Origin of the sequence: Streptomyces spinosus (assembly GCF_020400655.1) — a bacterium.
GTDB lineage: Bacteria > Actinomycetota > Actinomycetes > Streptomycetales > Streptomycetaceae > Streptomyces > Streptomyces argyrophylli.
In genome coordinates, this window is sequence record NZ_JAINRC010000003.1 from 477,060 (window position 1) to 498,007 (window position 20,948).

General features: G+C 71.6%; 20 protein-coding genes. 12 read left to right on the forward strand and 8 right to left on the reverse strand.

What is annotated here, in order from left to right; all coding sequences use genetic code 11:
• Positions 1 to 65 precede the first annotated feature (65 nt).
• The 8 genes from LG395_RS09125 (at position 66) to LG395_RS09160 (ending at position 8,709) form a co-directional block, all read left to right on the forward strand.
• A complete protein-coding gene (locus LG395_RS09125) occupies positions 66 to 452 on the forward strand; it encodes a GntR family transcriptional regulator (RefSeq protein WP_171155000.1) in 387 nt (128 codons plus the stop codon).
• The gene (locus tag LG395_RS09130) at positions 449 to 1,357 is read left to right on the forward strand and encodes an ABC transporter ATP-binding protein (RefSeq protein WP_171154998.1); all 909 of its coding nucleotides are present in this window, start codon (positions 449 to 451) and stop codon (positions 1,355 to 1,357) included. The genes LG395_RS09125 and LG395_RS09130 overlap by 4 nt, the downstream gene beginning before the upstream one ends.
• Positions 1,354 to 2,406, forward strand: a complete 1,053-nt coding sequence (locus tag LG395_RS09135; RefSeq protein ID WP_225809029.1) for an ABC-2 membrane transporter-related protein — start codon at positions 1,354 to 1,356, stop codon at positions 2,404 to 2,406. Before LG395_RS09130 ends, LG395_RS09135 begins: the two co-directional genes overlap by 4 nt.
• Before the next feature lie 603 nt (positions 2,407 to 3,009).
• A complete protein-coding gene (locus tag LG395_RS09140; protein ID WP_171154994.1) occupies positions 3,010 to 5,370 on the forward strand; it encodes an RNA degradosome polyphosphate kinase in 2,361 nt (786 codons plus the stop codon).
• Complete coding sequence (locus LG395_RS09145; RefSeq protein WP_225809030.1) at positions 5,351 to 6,463, forward strand: CHAD domain-containing protein; 1,113 nt, start codon at positions 5,351 to 5,353, stop codon at positions 6,461 to 6,463. Before LG395_RS09140 ends, LG395_RS09145 begins: the two co-directional genes overlap by 20 nt.
• Positions 6,464 to 6,480: 17 nt before the next feature.
• Positions 6,481 to 6,894: an NUDIX hydrolase gene (locus LG395_RS09150; RefSeq protein WP_171154991.1), complete on the forward strand. Its 414-nt coding sequence runs from the start codon at positions 6,481 to 6,483 to the stop codon at positions 6,892 to 6,894.
• Between the two features lie 666 nt (positions 6,895 to 7,560).
• The gene (locus tag LG395_RS09155) at positions 7,561 to 8,430 is read left to right on the forward strand and encodes an SCO4651 family lipoprotein (RefSeq protein WP_225809031.1); all 870 of its coding nucleotides are present in this window, start codon (positions 7,561 to 7,563) and stop codon (positions 8,428 to 8,430) included.
• Positions 8,431 to 8,547: 117 nt separating this feature from the next.
• Positions 8,548 to 8,709, forward strand: coding sequence for a hypothetical protein (locus LG395_RS09160; protein WP_171150011.1), 162 nt, complete (start codon positions 8,548 to 8,550; stop codon positions 8,707 to 8,709).
• 5 nt (positions 8,710 to 8,714) lie between these two features.
• Here LG395_RS09160 and LG395_RS09165 read toward each other — a convergent pair whose 3' ends face one another.
• A complete protein-coding gene (locus tag LG395_RS09165; RefSeq protein WP_171154987.1) occupies positions 8,715 to 9,023 on the reverse strand; it encodes a metal-sensitive transcriptional regulator in 309 nt (102 codons plus the stop codon).
• Positions 9,024 to 9,238: 215 nt separating this feature from the next.
• Between LG395_RS09165 and LG395_RS09170 the strand changes: the two genes are divergently transcribed.
• Positions 9,239 to 9,859 (forward strand): DUF47 domain-containing protein, encoded by a 621-nt coding sequence (locus LG395_RS09170; protein WP_015493282.1) that lies wholly within the window; start codon positions 9,239 to 9,241, stop codon positions 9,857 to 9,859.
• A 7-nt stretch (positions 9,860 to 9,866) separates the two neighbouring features.
• Positions 9,867 to 10,865, forward strand: a complete 999-nt coding sequence (locus LG395_RS09175) for an inorganic phosphate transporter (RefSeq protein ID WP_171154985.1) — start codon at positions 9,867 to 9,869, stop codon at positions 10,863 to 10,865.
• A gap of 190 nt (positions 10,866 to 11,055) precedes the next feature.
• Here LG395_RS09175 and pstB read toward each other — a convergent pair whose 3' ends face one another.
• From pstB to pstS, 4 genes are all read right to left on the reverse strand, one after another.
• Positions 11,056 to 11,832: a phosphate ABC transporter ATP-binding protein PstB gene (gene pstB, locus LG395_RS09180; protein WP_171154983.1), complete on the reverse strand. Its 777-nt coding sequence runs from the start codon at positions 11,830 to 11,832 to the stop codon at positions 11,056 to 11,058.
• A 72-nt stretch (positions 11,833 to 11,904) separates the two neighbouring features.
• Positions 11,905 to 12,966, reverse strand: coding sequence for a phosphate ABC transporter permease PstA (pstA, locus tag LG395_RS09185; RefSeq protein ID WP_225809032.1), 1,062 nt, complete (start codon positions 12,964 to 12,966; stop codon positions 11,905 to 11,907).
• On the reverse strand, positions 12,963 to 13,967 hold the full coding sequence (gene pstC / locus LG395_RS09190; protein ID WP_171154979.1) for a phosphate ABC transporter permease subunit PstC: 1,005 nt from the start codon (positions 13,965 to 13,967) through the stop codon (positions 12,963 to 12,965). The genes pstA and pstC overlap by 4 nt, the downstream gene beginning before the upstream one ends.
• A 114-nt stretch (positions 13,968 to 14,081) precedes the next feature.
• Positions 14,082 to 15,215, reverse strand: coding sequence for a phosphate ABC transporter substrate-binding protein PstS (pstS, locus tag LG395_RS09195; RefSeq protein ID WP_171154977.1), 1,134 nt, complete (start codon positions 15,213 to 15,215; stop codon positions 14,082 to 14,084).
• 320 nt (positions 15,216 to 15,535) lie between these two features.
• On the opposite strand from pstS, the gene LG395_RS09200 reads away from it, so the two are divergent.
• Positions 15,536 to 17,107: an FAD-binding oxidoreductase gene (locus LG395_RS09200; RefSeq protein ID WP_225809033.1), complete on the forward strand. Its 1,572-nt coding sequence runs from the start codon at positions 15,536 to 15,538 to the stop codon at positions 17,105 to 17,107.
• Between the two features lie 192 nt (positions 17,108 to 17,299).
• On the opposite strand, the gene LG395_RS09205 is transcribed toward LG395_RS09200, so the two are convergent.
• From LG395_RS09205 to LG395_RS09215, 3 genes are all read right to left on the reverse strand, one after another.
• Positions 17,300 to 18,007 carry a phosphatase PAP2 family protein gene (locus tag LG395_RS09205; RefSeq protein WP_171154975.1) on the reverse strand — a complete coding sequence of 236 codons (708 nt, stop codon included), beginning with the start codon at positions 18,005 to 18,007 and terminating at the stop codon, positions 17,300 to 17,302.
• A 230-nt stretch (positions 18,008 to 18,237) separates the two neighbouring features.
• A complete protein-coding gene (locus LG395_RS09210) occupies positions 18,238 to 19,239 on the reverse strand; it encodes a C40 family peptidase (RefSeq protein ID WP_171154974.1) in 1,002 nt (333 codons plus the stop codon).
• Positions 19,240 to 19,354: 115 nt separating this feature from the next.
• A complete protein-coding gene (locus LG395_RS09215; RefSeq protein ID WP_225809034.1) occupies positions 19,355 to 20,125 on the reverse strand; it encodes a trypsin-like peptidase domain-containing protein in 771 nt (256 codons plus the stop codon).
• 409 nt (positions 20,126 to 20,534) lie between these two features.
• Here LG395_RS09215 and LG395_RS09220 point away from each other — a divergent pair, with 409 nt between their 5' ends.
• Complete coding sequence (locus tag LG395_RS09220) at positions 20,535 to 20,843, forward strand: DUF8827 family protein (RefSeq protein WP_014673544.1); 309 nt, start codon at positions 20,535 to 20,537, stop codon at positions 20,841 to 20,843.
• The last annotated feature ends 105 nt before the right edge of the window (positions 20,844 to 20,948 follow it).

The following is a 20,948-nucleotide window of genomic DNA, read 5'->3' on the forward strand; positions in this document are numbered from 1 at the left end:
TTGACGGCTGCCCCTCTCTTGTACCACCCTTTCACTACTCAATTAGTGAAAGGGTGGTTGTACCGATGGTCGAATACCGCATCGACCGGCACAGCGGCGTGGCCACCTACGTGCAGATCGTCCAGCAGACCAAACAGGCGCTCCGGCTGGACCTGCTGCGGCCGGGCGACCGGCTGCCCACCGCACGCGAGGTGGTGGAGGCCACCGCCATCAACCCCAACACCGTCCTGAAGGCCTACCGCGAACTGGAGCGCGAGGGCCTGGTGGAGGCGCGGCGCGGCCTCGGCACCTTCGTGCGGCGGTCCCTGGGCGCCACCCCCGCCGACTCGCCCCTGCGCGGCGAGCTGGAGCAGTGGGCGGACCGCGCCCGCGCCGCCGGGCTGGAGCGGGACGACGTGGCCGCACTCTTCACCGCCGTACTCGACACGTATTTCGAGGGAGACCCGACATGAGCAGTGACACCGCGTTGAGGGCGGAGGCTCTGGGGAAACGGTTCGGCCTCCGTGGGGGCTGGGCGCTGCGGGACTGCTCGTTCCGGCTGCCCGCGGGGCGCGTGTGCGCCGTCGTCGGGCCCAACGGCGCCGGCAAGTCCACTCTGCTCGCCCTGGCCGCCGGGCTCGCCGCGCCCACCGAGGGCAGCGTGACCGTCCTCGGCACCACACCGGCCGCGGCCCGCCCCCGGGTCGGCTTCATCGCCCAGGACAAGCCGCTGTACCCGCAGCTCACCATCGCCGAGACGCTGCGCATGGGCGCCGACCTCAACCCCGGGCACTGGGACACGGACGGCGCCGAGCAGGTCGTCGCGGGCGGCGACCTCGACCCCGAGGCCCGCGTCCGCACCCTCTCCGGCGGCCAGCGCACCCGGGTGGCACTCGCCCTCGCCGTCGGCAAGCGGCCCGAACTGCTGCTCCTGGACGAGCCGATGGCCGACCTCGACCCCCTGGCCCGGCACGAGCTGATGGGCACGCTGATGGCACAGGCCGCCCGCGGCACCACCATCGTGATGTCCTCGCACGTCGTCGCCGAGCTGGAGGACTCCTGCGACCACCTGCTGCTCGTCGGCGGCGGCCGGATCCGGCTGTCCGGCGAGATCGACGACCTGCTCGCCGCCCACCGGAGGGTGAGCGGCGCCGCCGCGACGACCCCGCTGGACCCGCACACCGTGATCGAGTCCCGCGTCACCGGGCGGCAGCTCACCGCGCTGATCCGGCCGGCCGGACCCCTCCCCGGCGACTGGCGCACCGCGACGCCGTCCCTGGAGGAACTGGTCCTCGCCCACCTGCGCAATCCCGGCGCCCCCGCCCTGACCCCGGCCGACACCGCCGACACCGCCGACGAAGAGGAGCACGCCGCGTGACCGCCACCCTGAGCGCACCCGCCCCGGTGACCACCGCCCCGCGTCAGATCCGCTGGCTGCTGCGCCTGCACCGGCCCGCCGTGTACACCTGGGCGATCCTGGTCGTGGGCGTCGCCGGCGCGCTGCTGTGGCTGTGGGGCCCGCTCACCGACGCGGCGGCGACGGCCTGGCACGATTACCGCACCACCTGCGCGCGCGACCTGCCCTGCCGGTACGACCAGGACGCGATCCTGCGCTACAAGGACGTCTACCAGTACACGACCGCCGTCATCCTCGCGGTCCCGTTCCTCACCGCCGCCTGGGCGGGCGCGGCGCTGACCGGCCGCGAGGTGGAGGCCGGCACGGTACGCCTCGCCTGGACCCAGGGCGTCTCACCGCTCCGCTGGCTGGCCGCCCGGCTCGCGCTCCCTGCGCTCCTGGTCACCGCCGGCACCGGCCTGCTGGCGCTGCTGCATCACGTGGCGTGGTCCGCGGGCGAGGGCCGCATCGACACCGCCAAGCACTGGTACGACGTCCCCACCTTCTACTCGGGCGGCCCGCTGATCGCCGCCCTCGCACTGACCGGCCTGGCCATCGGCGCCCTCGCCGGGCTGCTGACCGGCCGCTCGCTGGTCGCGCTGTGCGTCTCCGCGCTCTCCGTGGCCGTGCTGTGGATCGCCGTCCAGATGAGCCTGCCGCACCTGTGGCCGACCGTCGCCGGCGTCGCGGGGCGCGGAAGGTTCCCGACGTACTCGGGCATCAAGGTCGAGGAGGGCATCGTCACGTCGACCGGCGCCCACGTGCCCGCCTCGACCTGTGCCTCCGACGCCAGTGCCTGGTGCCAGAGGTTCAACGACCAGCGGCACGCCGCCGGCTTCTACGTCGACTACCACCCCTACTCCCACTACTGGCCGCTGCACCTCGTCCCGGCGGGCCTCCTCCTCGCCCTCACCGCCGTACTGACCACGCTCACCTTCTGGCTGCTCCACCGCCGCACCACCGGCACCCCCACGAAGGCGGCCCGCGCCGTGGGTGCCGGCCGCGGGGGAGCCACCGGGGCCGCCCGTTAGGGGGCCGCCGGGGCCGGCCTCGCGGAAGCCGCCGGGGCCGGCCACGAGGAAACCGGCACATGACCGCCCCCGGCGGCCCGGTCACCCGCCGCTTCCCGCCGCGGTCGCACCGCTCGGCCGTGCCGCTGTGCACCGGCGTTCGTGCTGCTCGCGGGCGGTGGGCCGCTGTGGGTCCGCTTGACCGGGCCCGTCGGCGTGCGTGGCTGACCACGACCGGGCCGCTCCCGTTCACCGGCTCCACTTGCGCACCCGGGCCCGCGGAACGGTCCGGTCCACGCACCGGTCCGGAACCGGAACCGCGTCCGTGCCCCGCGCGGCCCGCCGACCGGCTCCCGGACCGGCCACCCGGCCGCCACCGGCCCGCTACCCGCCGCGACCACGCCACCGCGCCACCGTGCCACCGGCGTCGTCCTCACCAACCGCCACCGCCCGCCACCGAGCGTGGTACTCCCCCTCACCCCCGCCATCACCGCCGGAGCGCTCCCCGTACCGGCTTGAGTGCCGGCGTTTCCGCGGCCGGCATCCCCTTCGGGCCGCCCCCCGCTATCCCGCACGTCATGTCGCCGTAACCGTTGATTCAGCCGGGCTTGCGACGCTCAGCCAATGAAGCCCGCCGTGCCAGAGCCTTCGCCACCCCCCGAGGGGCCCGCGGGGAACGGGGCCGTCACGCTCCCGCCCGCACGTTCCGACGCGCCTGTGTCACCCGTTGCGCGGAAGAATGGGTTTATGAGTCAGCAAGACACCCAGGCAGAGGTACAGCACCCCCAGCCCTCCGTGGGCTCCATCGCCGCGCACCGCCAGCACGCCGTGGCCGCCGTGGTCTCCGACCTGGAACCCGATCTGGACGCGGGTCTCGACACCTACGAGGAGGCGCCGACCGACGGCGCGCCCCTGCCCCAGGGCCGCTTCCTCGACCGGGAACGCAGCTGGCTCGCCTTCAACGAGCGCGTCCTGGAGCTGGCCGAGGACCCGAACACGCCGCTGCTGGAGCGCGCCAACTTCCTCGCGATCTTCGCCAGCAACCTGGACGAGTTCTTCATGGTCCGCGTGGCCGGCCTGAAGCGCCGCATCGCCACCGGCGTCGCCACCCGCTCCGCCTCCGGCCTCCAACCCCGCGAGGTACTGGAGATGATCTGGGCCCGCTCCCGCGAGCTGATGGCCCGGCACGCCGCCTGCTACCACGAGGACGTCGCCCCCGCACTCGCGGACGAGGGCATCCACCTGGTCCGCTGGACCGAGCTGACCGACAAGGAACAGGCCCGGCTCTTCACGCTCTTCCGGCACCAGATCTTCCCGGTCCTCACGCCCCTGGCCGTCGACCCCGCGCACCCCTTCCCGTACATCTCCGGCCTGTCCCTGAACCTGGCCGTGGTGGTGCGGAACCCGGTCAGCGGCCACAAGCACTTCGCGCGCGTGAAGGTCCCGCCGCTGCTGACCCGCTTCCTGGAGGCCTCCCCCGGCCGCTACGTCCCCATCGAGGACGTCATCGCGGCCCCCAACCACCTCGAAGAGCTGTTCCCGGGCATGGAGATCCTGGAGCACCACGCCTTCCGGATCACCCGCAACGAGGACCTGGAGGTCGAGGAGGACGACGCCGAGAACCTCCTCCAGGCCCTGGAGAAGGAACTCATGCGGCGCCGCTTCGGCCCGCCGGTGCGCCTGGAGGTCGAGGAGTCCATCGACCGCGAGGTGCTGGACCTGCTGGTGCGCGAGCTGAAGATCTCCGAGGCGGAGGTCTACCCGCTGCCCGGCCCCCTCGACCTCACCGGCCTCTTCCGCATCCACGGCCTCGACCGGCCGGAGCTGAAGTACCCGAAGTTCGTCGCCGGCACCCACCGCGACCTCGCCGAGGTCGAGTCGGCGTCCGCGCCCGACATCTTCGCGGCGCTGCGCGCGCGGGACGTGCTCCTGCACCACCCCTACGACAGCTTCTCCACCTCCGTGCAGGCGTTCCTCGAGCAGGCCGCGGCCGACCCGGACGTCCTCGCCATCAAGCAGACCCTGTACCGCACCTCCGGCGACTCCCCGATAGTCGACGCGCTCATCGACGCCGCCGAGTCCGGCAAGCAGGTCCTCGTCCTGGTCGAGATCAAGGCCCGCTTCGACGAGCACGCCAACATCAAGTGGGCCCGCAAGCTGGAGGAGGCCGGCTGCCACGTCGTGTACGGCCTGGTCGGCCTGAAGACGCACTGCAAGCTGTCGCTGGTGGTGCGTCAGGAAGGCGAGACCCTGCGCCGCTACAGCCACGTCGGCACCGGCAACTACCACCCGAAGACGGCCCGCCTGTACGAGGACCTCGGTCTGCTCACCGCCGACCCGCAGGTCGGCGCCGACCTCTCCGACCTCTTCAACCGGCTGTCCGGCTACTCGCGCCGCGAGACCTACCGCCGCCTGCTGGTCGCCCCCAAGTCCCTGCGCGACGGCCTGGTCGCCAGGATCGACAAGGAGGTCCAGCACCACCGTGTGGGCCGTCCCGCCTTCGTCCGCATCAAGGTCAACTCCATGGTGGACGAGGCGGTCATCGACGCGCTCTACCGGGCGTCCCAGGCGGGCGTGCCGGTCGACATCTGGGTGCGGGGCATCTGCGCCGTCCGCCCGGGCGTCCCGGGCCTGTCGGAGAACATCCGGGTCCGCTCGATCCTCGGCCGGTTCCTCGAACACTCCCGGGTGTTCGCCTTCGGCAACGGCGGCGAACCCGAGGTGTGGATCGGCAGCGCCGACATGATGCACCGCAACCTCGACCGCCGGATAGAGGCCCTGGTCCGGGTGGTCGACCCCGGTCACCGCGCCGCCCTCAACCGGCTGTTGGACACCGGCATGTCCGACACCACCGCGTCCTGGCACCTCGGCCCGGACGGCGAGTGGACGCGGCACGCGACCGACGCGGACGGCCAGCCCCTGCGCAACATCCAGGAGATGCTCATAGACGCCCGGAGGCGCCGGCGTGGCACAGCAACACCTTGACCCGACGGACCCCACGGCCGGGGCGGTGACGGGGGACGCCCTCGCGGGCTACCTGCGCGCCCAGGCCACGGAGTTCCTCCGCGCCCTGCGCCTGCACCGGGAGACCGGGGGCCAGGCGGCCGGCGCGGAGGAACCCGTCGACGCGGCCCGCGCCCTGCGGCGCTCGGCCCGCCGCATCAGCGCCAGCCTGCACACCTTCCGCCCGCTCCTGGACCCCGACTGGTCGGAGGCGATGCGCCCCGAACTGGCCTGGGTGTCCGGCACCCTGGGCCTGGAACACGCCTACGAGGCCCGCCTGGAACGCCTGTTGCTGGCGCTGCACCGGCTGTCGGGCGCGGTGGTGCTGCCCACGCCGGCGGTGGACGTTCCCGTGGCCGCGGGCAGCCGGGCCGCAGGGGCGGCACGGGCGGGGACCGCCGCGGTGGGCGGCACCGGTGGTCCCGCCGGCGCGACGGTGACGCCGGAGCGCGGCAACCTCACGGTCGGCGCGGCCAAGGCGGGCGCCCTGCTCGAACGCCAGCTCACCCTGGCCCGGACGCGCGCCCACTCCACCGCCCTCCAGGCCCTCGGCTCCTCCCGCTTCCACGCCGTGGCCGACAGGGTCGCCGTACTCGCCAGCGAGGTCCCCCTCACCCCGGCCGCCCCCACCACGGCCCTGCACCCCCTGGCCGCCGCGGCCGAGGAACGCCTCACGGACGCCGTCACCGCGCTCCCCCTGGTCACCGCCGGCCACCCCTACAACGCGGAGGCGCTGGTGCACGGCCTGTCCCCGGACCCGGTGCCACACCCCCAGGACAGCCCCTGGCACCAGGTGCGCCTGCTGCTGCGCCTGCACCGGTACGCCCGCGAGGTGCTGCACGCCGGCGACGCCCCGCTGGACGCACGGCTGCTGACGGCGGGCCAGGCCCTCAACCGGCACCGGGACGCCTCGGAGGCGGCGGCCGCGGCGGCGCAGGCGGCCCGCACCCCGCGGATCACCCCGGCGACGGCGTACGCGCTCGGCGTGCTCCACGCCGACCAGCGGCACGAGGTCGAGGCGGCCCGGTTCGCGTTCCAGCAGGCGTGGCAGAAGCAGACCGTTCCCGCGCCCTGACCCCACGAGGAGGCGGTGTGGACGACACCGTGGTCCAGGCGGCCGGCTGTGTGCTGTGGCGCCGCTCCCCGGTCTCCGGCGACCTGGAGATCTGTCTGGTGCACCGGCCGAAGTACGACGACTGGTCCCACCCCAAGGGCAAGCTGAAGCGGGGTGAGGACCCGCTCGCCGGCGCGCTGCGCGAGGTCGCGGAGGAGACCGGGTACACGGCCGGGCCGGGCGCCGAGCTGCCGACCCTGTGCTATTCGGCCAACGGCCGCCCGAAACGGGTGCGGTACTGGGCCGCGGAGGCGGTTTCCGGCCACTTCACGCCGAACTCCGAGGTGGACCGCATCCTGTGGCTGGCCCCGGCCGCGGCCCGGGACCGGCTGACCCAGCCCCGCGACGGGGACCTGGTGGACGCGCTCCTGCGGGCCCTGGAGCGCCGGTGACGGCTCAGCGGTCCGCCGTGTGCCCCTCCGCGTCCGTACGGGCCTGGCTGCGGGCCCGGCGGGCGGGGCCGCGCCAGCCGCAACTGCATCTGGCCACACAGAAGGGACCCTGCTCGGTCGTCGTCGTGAGGTGCTCCCGCCCGGACCCGGCGCGTTCCGGTCCGTCCTCCGTTACCGCGATGACTGCCACACCGTCAACGGTACCCAGCCATGGTTGAAGAGTCGGTCTGACTCCCGCCGCCCCGCGCCCGCCGACACCCGCCCTCTCCCCCCGGCCCAGCGCGTCCCCACCGACACCCGCCTCCATCGGCCCCGCTCCCTCGCCGCGGGGCGTCCCACCGGCACCCGTCCCGCTCCCCACCCGATCCGCCCCGCTCCCCGGCCCGGCGCACCCGACCGACACCCGGCCCGGCTCCCCTCACCCCGGCGTGCCGCCGCCAAGTCCCGCCCCGCTCCCCTCCGTCCGGCAGGGCCCCACCGGCGCCCGCTCCGGCGCCGCCCGTCCCGCTCGCCCCACCCCGGCGCGCCCCCGCCGGCGCCCGCCCCGCTCCCTTCACCCCGGCGCGGACCCGCCGCTCCCGGCGGCGCGTGACGGCGTCCCTCAGCCGTCGTTATCCGGACGACAGGGGGCCCGTGACGGACACACCGGCTGGGGGTAGGCAGGCGATGGATCGGCGGCAGCACAGGCGCGCGGGCGGGACGGTCGTCGCGGCGGGCGTCCTCCTCGCCCTCGGGACGGGCGCGGGCGCCACGGGCTGTTCCGGCAGCGGGGCCGCCGCCGAGGACGTCAAGGGCGCCGGCGACCCCGTCACCGCCCTGCACCGGGCCGCCGACGCGCTGCGGGCCGCGGGCAGTTCCAAGGCCGGCACCTCGATGGAGATGGCCACGGGCGGCACCCGGGTCACCATCCGCGGCAAGGGCGTCTACGACTACCGGCACCGTCTCGGCCGGCTCACGGTGGTGCTGCCCGAGGACCCCACGGGCACCTCGGAGCACCGGCCCATCACCGAACTGCTGGCCCCGGGCGCGCTGTTCATGAAGAACCGGGGCGCGGGCGTGCCCGCCGACAAGTGGGTGCGGGTGGAGACCTCGACGCTGTCCGACGGCAACCTGGTCACCGGCGGCGCGACCGACCCGTACGCGGCGGCGGAGGTGCTGCGCGGCACGCGCGAGGCGGTCTTCGTGGGCCGGACCGAGGTCGCCGGGACGCCGGTGCGGCACTACCGGGGCACCGCCGACCTGCGCCGCGCGGCCCGGTACGCCTCCGCCGCGAACAGGGCGGCCCTGGCAGCGGCGGCGAAGGGGTTCGCCACGGCCGAGGTGCCGTTCGACGCGTACCTGGACGACCAGGGCCGCGTCCGCAAGCTGCGGCAGCGCTTCAGCTTCGTCAACGGCCGCCAGAAGGCCACCGTGGCGGTCGCCTCCACCCTGCTGCTGTACGGCTTCGGCACCCCCGCCGACGTACGGCTTCCGGCCCCGGAGGACATCTACGCCGGCCGGATCGCCGAGGAGGGCGGGACCGGCGGCGGGGCCTGAAACCGGCCAGTCACTAGTCCGGGACGCCACCCCGTAAGTAGCCCGTCCGTGCCATGCGCGGTCGGCAGGACGCTGCCTACCCTAGGGAGCGGTGACGTCTGAGAAGAGGTGAGGCGGGTGGCTGCGGTCGGCGGCACGGCGGTTCAGGACCACGTGGCCCTCGCCGAGATCGAGCTGTGCGGAGAGCTGATCATCGCGGCCTCGGCCGCCGAGGACCGGCTCAGCCTGGAGAGCATCGACGCGGTGCTGCGGGTGGCCGAGGAGCGCGACGCGGCCTGAGCGGCTCAGCTGCGCAGCAGCCGGCCGATCGCCTTCGTCGCCTCGTCCACCTTGGCGTCGATCTCGTCACCGCCCTTGACGGCCGCGTCCGCGACGCAGTGCCGCAGGTGCTCCTCCAGCAGCTGGAGCGCGAAGGCCTGCAGGGCCTTGGTGGAGGCGGAGACCTGCGTGAGTATGTCGATGCAGTACGTGTCCTCCTCCACCATCCGCTGCAGTCCGCGGATCTGGCCCTCGATCCGGCGCAGCCGCTTGAGGTGCTCGTCCTTCTGCTTGTGGTAGCCGTGCGTGGCGCCGGCCTCGGTCGTCGTCGTCATCGCGGGCCTCCGTCTCGGGACGAGCTGGGGACAAAAGGGACACATACCCCTAGTGGGTATATGGTAACGAACTTTCCGGGGTAGAGGGCCCTTCGTCCGCCCCCGTGCCGACCACTCTGCCCGATGGGCGACACTGGGATGCGGCCCGATAGCCGTGGCCGGATGATGCGCCTAGCATCAGCCTGACCGAAACCGAAGCACCCCGAGGACCCCACGTGCGCTTTCGTCTGACCCCCAGGGAGACGAGCTTCTACGACATGTTCGCCGCGTCCGCGGACAACATCGTCACCGGCTCGAAACTCCTGATGGAACTGCTCGGGGCGGACTCCTCCGCCCGGGCCGAGATCGCAGAGCGTATGCGGGCCGCGGAACACGCAGGTGACGACGCCACGCACGCGATCTTCCACCAGCTGAACTCCTCTTTCATCACGCCGTTCGACCGGGAGGACATCTACGCCCTCGCCGGCTCCCTGGACGACATCATGGACTTCATGGAGGAGGCCGTCGACCTGGTCGTCCTCTACAACGTCGAGGAACTGCCGAAGGGCGTCGAGCAGCAGATCGAGGTTCTGGCCAGGGCGGCCGAGCTGACCGCGGAGGCCATGCCGAACCTCCGCACCATGGACAACCTCACCGAGTACTGGATCGAGGTCAACCGGCTGGAGAACCAGGCCGACCAGATACACCGCAAGCTGCTCGCCCACCTCTTCAACGGCAAGTACGACGCGATCGAGGTGCTGAAGCTCAAGCAGATCGTGGACGTCCTGGAAGAGGCGGCGGACGCGTTCGAGCACGTGGCGAACACGGTGGAGACCATCGCCGTCAAGGAGTCCTGAGGCGTCGATGGACACCTTCGCCCTGATCGTGACCATCGCGGTCGCGCTCTTCTTCACGTACACCAACGGTTTCCACGACTCGGCGAACGCCATCGCGACGTCGGTGTCGACGCGGGCGCTGACCCCGCGGGCGGCCCTCGCCATGGCGGCCGTGATGAACCTTGCCGGCGCCTTCCTGGGCTCCGGCGTCGCCAAGACCGTCAGCGAGGGCCTTATCGAGACCCCCCAGGGCTCCACCGGCATGGGGATCCTCTTCGCGGCCCTGCTCGGCGCGATCGTCTGGAACCTGGTCACCTGGTACTTCGGCCTGCCGTCGTCGTCCTCGCACGCCCTGTTCGGCGGCCTGGTGGGCGCGGCGCTGGCGGGCGGCACGACGGTGATCTGGCACGGGGTGGTCGACAAGGTCATCATCCCGATGTTCGTCTCCCCGGTCGTCGGCCTGATCGTCGGCTACCTGGTCATGACGGCGATCCTGTGGCTCTTCCGCCGGGCCAACCCGCACAAGGCCAAGCGCGGCTTCCGCATAGCCCAGACGGTCTCTGCGGCCGGTATGGCGCTGGGCCACGGCCTCCAGGACGCCCAGAAGACGATGGGCGTCGTCGTCATGGCACTGGTGATTTCCGGCCACGAGACGTACGGCGACCCGATCCCGGTCTGGGTGAAGATCGTCTGCGCGATCATGCTGTCCCTCGGCACCTACGCGGGCGGCTGGCGGATCATGCGCACGCTGGGCCGCAAGATCATCGAGCTGGACCCGCCGCAGGGCTTCGCCGCCGAGACGACCGGCGCGTCGATCATGTTCACCACGGCGTTCCTCTTCAAGGCGCCGATCTCCACGACCCACGTCATCACCTCGGCCATCATGGGCGTGGGCGCGACCAAGCGCGTCAACGCCGTCCGCTGGGGCGTGGCCAAGAACATCATCCTGGGCTGGTTCATCACGATGCCGGCAGCGGCGCTGGTGGCCGCCCTGGCCTTCGGGCTGGTCAAGGTGGTGGCCCTGTAGGCGAGCCCTCCGGCCGACCGAGTCGGGCGGGTGGGAAACACCGGGGCGAGGGGCGAAGCCCCGCAGATCCCCGGCACCGAAGCCGAACGCGGTGACAACGCAGTGGGCCCGCCCCCGGGAGCCAGGGGCGGGCCCTTTGCGTCCTCGCGGTGGCACCGCCATGCAGCACCGCGAGGGGATCGTGGAGGATCTAGCCGAAGCGGCCGGAGATGTAGTCCTCCGTGGCCTGGACCGACGGGTTGGAGAAGATCCGCTCCGTGTCGTCGATCTCGATCAGCCGGCCGGGCTGTCCGACCGCCGCGAGGTTGAAGAACGCCGTACGGTCCGAGACACGCGCCGCCTGCTGCATGTTGTGCGTCACGATGACGATCGTGAACCGCTCCTTCAGCTCACCGATCAGGTCCTCGATGGCGAGGGTGGAGATCGGGTCCAGGGCGGAGCAGGGCTCGTCCATCAGCAGCACGTCGGGCTCGACGGCGATCGCCCGGGCGATGCACAGCCGCTGCTGCTGACCGCCGGACAGGCCGGAGCCCGGCTTGTTCAGGCGGTCCTTCACCTCGTTCCAGAGGTTGGCGCCCTTGAGGGACTTCTCGACGATGTCGTTCAGTTCCGACTTCTTGTAGTTGCCGTTCAGCCGCAGCCCCGCCGCCACGTTGTCGAAGATCGACATCGTGGGGAACGGGTTCGGACGCTGGAAGACCATGCCCACCTCACGGCGGACGGACACCGGGTCGATCCCCGCGCCGTACAGGTCCTCGTCGTCCAGGAGCACCTTGCCCTCGACGCGCCCGCCGGGGGTGACCTCGTGCATGCGGTTCAGCGTGCGCAGGAACGTCGACTTGCCGCAGCCGGAGGGTCCGATGAACGCCGTCACCGACCGCGGCTCCACGGTCATCGAGATGTCCTCGATCGCCTTGTGGGAGCCGTAGAAGGCGGTGAGGCCGCTTACGTCGATTCGCTTGGCCATGTCTGCTTCACTTCCAGAAATTCAAGCTCGGTCGCTGTGTGGCCCCGCCCGGCGGAGCCGGAGATAGTCGCCTCAGCGACCGGTCTTGGGGGCCTTCCAGCGGGCGATGCCGCGGGCCACCAGGTTGAGGATCATCACGAAGGCGATCAGCGTGAGGGACGCCGCCCACGCGCGGTCGAACGCCGCACCGGAGCCCGCGCTGTTGGCGAACTGCTGGTAGATGTACAGCGGCAGCGACGCCTGGGCGCCCTCGAAGGGGTTGTTGTTGATGAACGGGTTGCCGAACACCAGCAGCAGCACGGGCGCGGTCTCGCCGGCGATACGGGCGACCGCCAGCATGATGCCGGTGGTGATGCCTCCGACGGAGGTCGGCAGGACCACCTTCAGGATGGTCCGCCACTTGGGCACGCCGAGCGCCAGGGACGCCTCGCGCAGCTCGTTCGGGACGAGCTTGAGCATCTCCTCGGTGGAGCGGACGACGACCGGCATCATCAGGATCGCCAGGGCCAGCGAACCGGCGAAGCCGAACGGCTGCATCTCGAAGATGAGCATCAGGCTGAGGATGAACAGGCCCGCGACGATCGACGGGATGCCCGTCATGACGTCGACGAAGAACGTGACGGCCTTGGCGAGCCGGCCCCGGCCGTACTCGACCAGGTAGATCGCGGTGAGCACGCCGATCGGGGCGCCGATGAGGGTGGCGAGGCCGACCTGCTCCAGGCTGCCGATGATGGCGTGGTAGATGCCGCCGCCGGGCTCGGTGTCGGCGACGACCCCCATCGAGTGGGTCAGGAAGTAGACGTCGAGGACCTTCACGCCGCGCACGACGGTCACCCAGATCAGGGAGACCAGCGGCACCACGGCGAGCAGGAAGGCCACCCAGACGAGGCTGGTGGCGACGCGGTCCTTGGCCTGGCGGCGGCCTTCGACGCGCGCGGCGACGCCGAACGTGCCGAGGACGAAGAGGACGGCGGCGATCAGACCCCACTGGACCTGGCTGTCCAGGCCGGCGGCCATGCTGATGCCGATGCCCAGGACGAGGGAGCCGGCGGCGATGACCCACGGCGTCCACCGGGGCAGGCTCGCGGCGCGCAGCGTGCTGTGCCGCTTGTCGGTGACGGCTGCGGTGCTCATGCGTTGGCCCCCGAGTACTCCGCGCGACGGGCGATGATCAGCCGGGCGGCGCCGTTGACCAGCAGGGTGATGACGAACAGGACCAGACCGGAGGCGATGAGCGCGTCCCGGCCGAACTCGTTCGCCTCGCTGAACTTGCTGGCGATGTTCTGGGCGAAGGTGCCGCCGCCCGGGTTGAGCAGGCTGGCCTGGATGTCGAAGGACGGCGAGAGCACGGTGGCGACGGCCATCGTCTCGCCGAGCGCGCGGCCGAGGCCGAGCATGGAGGCGGAGATCACGCCGGAGCGGCCGAAGGGCAGCACGGACATCCGGACGACCTCCCAGCGCGTGGCGCCGAGGGCCAGGGCCGCCTCCTCGTGCATCTGCGGGACCTGGCGGAAGACCTCACGGCTCACGTTGGTGATGATCGGCAGGATCATGATCGCGAGCAGGATGCCGACGGTGAGCATCGAGCGCGGCGCGCCCTCGTCCCAGGAGAAGACGCCGGTCCAGCCGAAGAAGTCGTTGAGCCAGCCGAACAGGCCGTTCATGTGCGGGACGAGCACGAGAGCGCCCCACAGGCCGTACACGATGGACGGCACGGCGGCGAGCAGGTCGATCACGTACGCGACCGGGCCGGACATGCGGCGCGGGGCGTAGTGCGTGATGAACAGGGCGATGGCGACCGCGACCGGGACCGCGATGACCATGGCGATGACCGAGGAGACGATCGTGCCGAAGACCAGGACCGCGATGCCGAACTTCGGTTCGAGGACGTTGGTGTTCCACTCGAACGTGGTCAGGAAGTTCGCGTGGTCCTTGCTGATCGCGAGGACGGCGCGGTAGGTGAGGAAGACCGCGATGGCGGCCATGATCACCAGCAGCAGGATGCCGGAGCCCCGGGAGAGTCCGAGGAAGATCCGGTCACCGGGGCGGGTGGCGCCACGGGCCGCGCGCTTCCGCTCGGCGATCGTGGGCTGGGAGGCGGGGGGAGGTACGTCGGTTGTCGTCGATATGTCCATCGGGTTCTCCGGTCTGCGGAGCCGTGCCCCCGAGGGGGCCGCGGCTCATGGCGGCGGTGCACCGGACGGTGCGGCCCGGCCCTGTCGGGTACCGGGCCGCACTCTCGGATCAGGTCAGCTCAGGCCCTCGATGGTCGTGCGGACCTTGGAGATGATGTCGGCGGGCACGGGCGCGTAGCCGATGCTCGGGAGGATCTTCTGGCCGTCCTCGCTGGCGATGTAGCGCAGGAAGGCCTTGGTGGCGGGCAGGGTGTCCGCCTTGTTGCCCTTGTCGCACGCGATCTCGTAGGTGACCAGGGTGATCGGGTAGGCGCCCTCGGCCTTGGTCTTGTAGTCCAGCTTCAGCGAGAGGTCCTTGCCGGTGCCGACGACCTGCGCGGCGGCGATGTCGGCGGTGGCGCTCTCGGAGCTGGGCGCGACCGGCTTGCTGGCGCCGGTGTTGATGGACACGGCCTTGAGGCCGTCCTTGACGTAGGACAGCTCGAAGTAGCCGATGGCGCCGGAGGTCTGCTTCACCTGCTGGGCCACACCCGCGGACTGCGGAGCGGACTGGCCGCCCTTGGCCTGCCAGGCCTTGCCGCCGGAGTACTTCCAGTTGTCCGGGGTGGTGGCGATCAGGTACTTGGTGAAGTTGTCCGTGGTGCCGGACTCGTCCGAGCGGTGGAAGGCCTGGATCTTCAGGTCGGGAAGCTTCACGCCCTTGTTCAGGGCGGCGATCGCCGGGTCGTTCCACTTGGTGATCTTGCTGTCGAAGATCTTGGCCAGGGTCGGGGCGTCCAGGACCAGGTTGTCGACACCCGGGACGTTGTAACCGATGGCGATCGGGCCGCCGACCATCGGCAGGTCGATGCCCTGGCCGCCCTTGCAGATCTGCTTGGAGGCGGTGACCTCTTCGGGCTTCAGCGGCGAGTCGGAACCGGCGAAGGCGACCTGGCCCTGCGTGAACGCGGTGACGCCGGCACCGGAGCCGCCGCCCTTGTAGTTGATCTGCACGCCGCAGGCCTGGGAGAAGCTCTTCACCCAGGCGTCGATCGCGTTCTTCTGCGCGGAGGAGCCGTCTGCGAGGAGCTGACCCTTGGCGTTGTCGCACTTGATCGAGCTAGCCTGGGCGGACGTGGACGGGTTGCCCGACGCACTGCCGCCGCCGCCGTTGTCGTCGGAGCCGCACGCCGTCAGGGCCAGGGCGCCGGTGACGGCGACAGCACCGAGAGAAAGGGCGCGCAGCCGGTTCTTGCGCTGAAGCTTCACTTTCGGGAGTTCCTTCCAGGAGCCGCCGCTGTCGGCGGCGCGCGAGGTAGTAGAGGTGCGTGAGCGCGTTCATGGCCGCACTCGGCACCCGGTAAGGCCGAAATTAGGCAGATCAGGTGAAGCCGCCGATGGCCGGAAGTGAACGAGGGGTGAACCCCTGCCGTCGGCCTGGTGAGGTCACGGAATGCTCACGGGGAGAGCACGCGAAGGTTCCGACGACCGGGTTGCGCGGATGTGACGTCGACGGTCACACCCCGCCGGGGAACTCCCGAGTGCGGCGCATCGTCTCGTTCCACAACAGCCGAGGAAAGGCGACAGACATGGAACGGCGTACGTTCATCTCGGGCGGCGCGGCCGCCCTCGCGACGACCGCACTGACCGCGTGCGGTGCGGGCGGGGGTTCTTCGGCCCCCGCGGCGGACCACCCCGGTACGCCGTCGCGCGCGACCTCGCTGCCGGGCATCAGGACCACCAGCGCGACCGCCGCCGCGAACTGGGCGGCCCTCGCCCGTGACCTGGACGGCACCCTGGTGCGGCCCGGCGACGCGAGCTGGAAGACCGCCCACCAGCTGTACAACACCCGCTTCGACGGGCTGAAGCCCGCCGCGGTCGCCTACGTCGCGCACACCGCCGACATCCGCACCACCCTCGCCTACGCCCATGCGCACGGCGTGAAGGTGTCCATACGCAACGGCGGCCACTCCTACGCCGGCTACTCCTCCGGCGACAACCGGCTGATCGTCGACGTGTCGCGGCTGAACCGGGTCCGGGCGAGCGGCGGCCAGGCCGTCGTCGGCGCCGGCGCCAAGCTGATCGACGTCTACCGCGCGCTGGCCGCGAAGGGCGTGACCATACCCGCGGGCTCCTGCCCCACCGTCGGCGTCTCCGGCCTGGTGCTCGGCGGCGGCCACGGCGTCGCCTCCCGCGCCTACGGCCTGACCTGCGACAGCCTCACCCAGGCCACCCTGATCACCGCGGACGGCAAACAGCTCACGGCGAACGCGAGCACCAACAAGGACCTGTTCTGGGCGCTGCGCGGCGCCGGCAACGGCAACTTCGGCGTCGTCACCGAGCTGCAGTTCCGGACCCATGCCGCACCGCAGGCCGTGACCGCCTACCTGACCTGGCCGTGGGCCAAGGCCGCCAAGGTGATGCAGGCGTGGCAGGAGTGGGGCCCGAGCCAGCCCGACGAGATCTGGTCCTCCCTGCACCTGGCGTGCTCCCCGGGCCGCACCCCGACCATCTCCGTGGCCTGCTTCTCCCTCGGCACCTACGGAGAACTACAGAACGCGGTGGACCGCCTGGCCCACCTCGCGGGCGCCGACGCCTCCTCCGTCTCCCTGCGCCGCCGGGGCTACGAGGAGGCCATGGAGATCTACGCCGGCTGCTCCTCCTTCTCCACCGACGCCCAGTGCCACCTGCCCGGCTCCACCCCGGGCCGCTCCCCGCAGGGCAAGCTGGGCCGGGAGACGTACGCGGCGCGCTCCGACTTCTTCGACCGCTCGCTGTCCGCGGCCGGCATCCAGACCGTGCTGAAGCAGATCGCCGCGGTGCGGGGCGGCGCGGGCAGCATCGCGTTCACCGCGCTCGGCGGCGCGGTCAACCGGGTCTCCCCGACCGCGACGGCCTTCGTCCACCGCCGCTCGCGGATGCTCGCGCAGTACATCGCCTCCTGGGGCACGGGGGCCTCCGGCTCCACCGCCCAGTCCTGGCTGACCTCGGCGCACCAGGCGATGAAGCCGTACGCCTCGGGCGCCGCCTACCAGAACTACAGCGACCCGACGCTGAAGGACTGGCGGAAGGCGTACTACGGCGACGCGGCGGCCCGCCTGGCCAAGGTGAAGCAGCAGTACGACCCCCAGCGGTTCTTCTCCTACGCGCAGGGCCTGTAAGCGGCCGGGACCGGCGTCCCGCCGTCGGCCGGCGGCGGGACGGGCGATGCGGCAGGCGGGACCGGCGCCCCGCCGCGCCGTCGCCCAGGGGCGGGCAGGGCGTGTCCGCGAACGGCGATGTGACGAACGCGACGTGCGGCGTCCCGGCGGACACGCCCCGGTATGCGATGTGATCCGAACGAGAGGCCCTAGCTAGGCCGCGAGGTCCCGTTCCTCCGTGTCCAGGGGCGTGCGGGCGCCGGGCAGGAGGGCGTTGGCACGGTCGCCCGTCTCCGCTGACCGCCGCCGCACGAGCCGGCCGGCGCGCGGCGAGCGCTCCACGGCTCGCATCAGCGGGGTGAGCAGGGCCGTGGCGAGCGGGGACAGCAGCAGGACGACCGCCGTACCGAGGGCGAAGCCGCCGACGACGTCGGTCGGGTAGTGCACGCCCATGTAGACCCGGCAGAAGCCCTCCAGCAGGGCGAGGCCGATGCCGGCGAGGCCGAAGCGGCGGTGGGCGACGAAGAGCCCCACGCCGAGCGCCATCGTGATCGTCGCGTGGTCGCTGACGAAGGAGAAGTCGGTCTTGCCGGAGACGAGGACGTCCAGGCCCTGGTGGTCCACGAAGGGGCGGGGGCGCTCCACGAAGCCCCGTATCGGCACGTTCACCAGCACCGCGAGACCGGCCGCGAGCGGCGCCCACACCAGCGCGGCCACCGAGGGCGCGGCCTCCTCGCCGCCCCGGCGCCGCACGGACCACCAGCACCACAGGACCAGCAGCACCATGGCGAGCAGCAGGCCGTACTCACCGACGAACTCCATGACCCGGTCGAACCAGTGCGGCGCGTCCTTGGCCAGGCCGTTGATGTCGTAGAGCAGCTCGACGTCGGGGTTCGATCCGGATTCGGCGAGTACAGCCATCGTGCTGCGGCCCCTTCGTCGTCTTCCCGGACGCACCTCGTGTGCGTCGCACCAGCCCCCCGTGGTTCGTAGATCCGCTTCCGCTGCACTGCCGCACTGACGTCCGCTCGGCTACGTCAACAGGAACGCATGCCCACCGTCTATACGTTCCACTCTCCACTGAATGATCACGCAGACGTTATCGAAGAGAGACTCGTCGCCCCAGCTCAGGGGATGGGTTCACGCTCGGTTCACACCGTCGTGGGGAGTGCTTTCGCGCCATCTTCGGTGACCCGGGTGGCGCCGAAGTAGTCGGGCGTGTCGATGGGGTCGAACCGGATCACGGCGCCCGTGCGCGGGGCGTCGATCATGTACCCGCCGCCGACGTAGATGCCGACGTGCCGGATGGCCCGGGAGTCGGTGAGGTCGTCGGAGAAGAACACCAGGTCGCCCGGGAGCAGCTGGTCCCGCGAGGGGTGCGGCCCGGCGTTGTACTGGTCGTTGGCCACGCGCGGCAGGGTGATCCCGACCTTCTCGTACGCGGCCTTGGTCAGCCCCGAGCAGTCGAAGCGCCCGCCCTGGTCGGGGGTGCCGTTGCCGCCCCACAGGTACGGCGTGCCGAGCCGGCTCTGCGCGAACGCGATGGCGCCGGCGGCCTGCCGGGTGGGGTCGATCCGGGTGACCGGCGCGGCGAAGCTCTTCTCCAGGCTGCGGATCCGCTGGACGTAGTTCCGCGTCTCGCTGATGGCCGGAACCCCGCCCGCCCGGATGACCCGGTAGGCGCCCGCGTTGTAGGCGGCGAGCATGTTGTCGGAGACGTTCCCCGGCACGTCCTTCACGTACTTCGCCAGTTCGCAGTCGTACGAGGCGGCCGACGGGATCGCGTCGTCCGGATCCCAGATGTCCCGCTTGCCGTCGCCGTCGCCGTCGATCCCGTGCGTCGCCCAGGTGCTCGGGATGAACTGTGCGATCCCGCGGGCGTCGGCCGGGCTGACGACGGTCGGGTTCCAGCCGCTCTCCTGGTAGAGCTGCGCGGCGAGCAGCGCGGGACTGAGCGCCGGGCACAGGTTGCCCCACTTCTGCACCAGCGTCTTGTAGGCGGCCGGAACGGCCCCCTTGGCCAGCCCCCGGCTCCCCGACGTCACCCCGCCCACCAGGTTCCCGGCCACGAGATACACCCCGACGACGAGCAGCATGACGAAGCCCATGCCGAGCCCGACGGCCGCCCCACCGAACACCCATACCTTCCGCACGGTTCAACTTTCCCCCATGCGGGCGAGGTTCAAGGCCATTTGTGCGCGAAGTGGCGTCATTTCACAGGCGGACGCGGCCGGATGACGCGTTCTCAGCCGGCCCGGCGGCCCCCGCTCAGTGCCCGGCCGTGGCGTCCCGGTACAGCTCCGCCGCCTCGCCGCCCAGGACCACGCTGTACGACGTGTCCGCCGTGGAGCCGCCCTGCTCGTGGCCGCCGAGCACGCCGACCACCTGGCCGTCACCGTTCACCCAGGGACTGCCGCTGGTTCCGCTCGTGAAGTCCGGGCAGTCGATGCGCTGCTGGGTACGGCTGTGCGGGACCGGCCTGTTGGTGCAGCTGATGGGCACCTCGCGGGAGTCGGGGTAGCCGGTGACGGTGACCGCGGTGGCACCGGTGGCCGCCCCGGTCGTGAACCGGTTGGCGCCGACCACGTCCTCCAGCCGCTCGCCGTCCCGCGCGGCGACGGCGGCGAAGGCGACGTCACTGTCCTCGTCCCGCCCCTTGGCCCACCCGTCCGGCAGGAACCGCCGCGTCACCCTCCACACCCCGTGCGGGGCCCGCCCGTCCCGGTAGCCCGGCACGAACACCAGAGCACCGTCGACACCAGTCACGCAGTGCGCCGCGGTGACGATCAGATCGCCCTGCCCGCTGTGCACCACGGAGGCGGTGCAGAAGTGGCCGCCGGCGAGTCGGCCCACCCGGTCCGCGTCGAACAGCGCGCCCACTCGCGCGCTGTGCCGCGTCACGACGGTGTCGGCGGTGACCCCGAGGGGGCCCCGCCCGTCGTCCGCCGCGGCCACGGAGGACGTCGTCACGGCCAGCAGCACCACAGCGCCGAGCAACGCGGGCCGTGAGGTGACCGAGATGCGTGAGGTGCGCTTCATCAGGCCCCACTCTGTCCGACGAAGGTGAGAATCCCGTTCCGGCTTGGCTGAGATTTTCCTGTGAAACCCCCGATTCCCCGTCCTCGGCGACCCGAACGTCGAAGGACGCCTCCACCTGCCGATCGCCCCACCGCGGACGGACGGACCGCGGCACCCGGCCTTGACCCGTTCACCGGTCCCCCGTGAGAACATCGACGCGACGCGTCGCCCGGCCGGTACGACTCCGACCTCGTTGCCCAGCGTGACCTGCCATGATACACAGAGTGACCGAACGGGCCATTCATACGAAACCCGCCAGTCAATGACGTCAAGTCGACATACGTTGGCGCCGTTGTCGGCGACAATGAGGCCTGACCTCTGCACACCGCAGGGGCACTCACGGAACTACCCACCAGGGGCGGTGACTTACATGCTCTTTGCGGCCGACAAGGGAGACATCAACACCATCATCGGCGGGATCGCTCCGGACTGGGGCCCCTTCGGCAGCCTGGGCAACGAGGCCAAGGTGATGATCGAGGTGGTCATGGCCGTGGCCATCCTCCTCTGCCTCGGCATCGCGGTGTGGGGCGCGGCGAAGCAGCGCATCGGCGCCACGGCCCTGCGGGACACCTTCAGCGCCGAACAGGGCAAGGGCCTCATCATCGCCGGTCTGACCGGGGTGTTCATCATCGGATCCCTCGGCACGCTGTTCACGATCGTGTACGGCATGGCGGTCTGACCCCGCCCCCTCCACCCCACCCACCCGTCGTGCCCACCGGCTGAGGTTGCGTCTCCCTGATGTCGAGTCACCACACCGCGCCCCCGCGGGAACCAGCACGGCTAC

What these genes read in the sequence shown, in the direction of transcription:
- LG395_RS09155 (WP_225809031.1), top strand. Translation starts at nt 7,561, where the DNA reads ATGGATCGGCGGCAGCACAGGCGCGCGGGCGGGACGGTCGTCGCGGCG.
- pstA (WP_225809032.1), bottom strand. Translation starts at nt 12,966, where the DNA reads ATGAGCACCGCAGCCGTCACCGACAAGCGGCACAGCACGCTGCGCGCC.
- LG395_RS09205 (WP_171154975.1), bottom strand. Translation starts at nt 18,007, where the DNA reads ATGGCTGTACTCGCCGAATCCGGATCGAACCCCGACGTCGAGCTGCTC.
- LG395_RS09130 (WP_171154998.1), top strand. Translation starts at nt 449, where the DNA reads ATGAGCAGTGACACCGCGTTGAGGGCGGAGGCTCTGGGGAAACGGTTC.
- LG395_RS09220 (WP_014673544.1), top strand. Translation starts at nt 20,535, where the DNA reads ATGCTCTTTGCGGCCGACAAGGGAGACATCAACACCATCATCGGCGGG.
- pstB (WP_171154983.1), bottom strand. Translation starts at nt 11,832, where the DNA reads ATGGCCAAGCGAATCGACGTAAGCGGCCTCACCGCCTTCTACGGCTCC.
- LG395_RS09215 (WP_225809034.1), bottom strand. Translation starts at nt 20,125, where the DNA reads ATGAAGCGCACCTCACGCATCTCGGTCACCTCACGGCCCGCGTTGCTC.
- LG395_RS09140 (WP_171154994.1), top strand. Translation starts at nt 3,010, where the DNA reads ATGAAGCCCGCCGTGCCAGAGCCTTCGCCACCCCCCGAGGGGCCCGCG.
- pstC (WP_171154979.1), bottom strand. Translation starts at nt 13,967, where the DNA reads ATGGACATATCGACGACAACCGACGTACCTCCCCCCGCCTCCCAGCCC.
- LG395_RS09175 (WP_171154985.1), top strand. Translation starts at nt 9,867, where the DNA reads ATGGACACCTTCGCCCTGATCGTGACCATCGCGGTCGCGCTCTTCTTC.
- LG395_RS09200 (WP_225809033.1), top strand. Translation starts at nt 15,536, where the DNA reads ATGGAACGGCGTACGTTCATCTCGGGCGGCGCGGCCGCCCTCGCGACG.
- LG395_RS09125 (WP_171155000.1), top strand. Translation starts at nt 66, where the DNA reads ATGGTCGAATACCGCATCGACCGGCACAGCGGCGTGGCCACCTACGTG.
- LG395_RS09165 (WP_171154987.1), bottom strand. Translation starts at nt 9,023, where the DNA reads ATGACGACGACGACCGAGGCCGGCGCCACGCACGGCTACCACAAGCAG.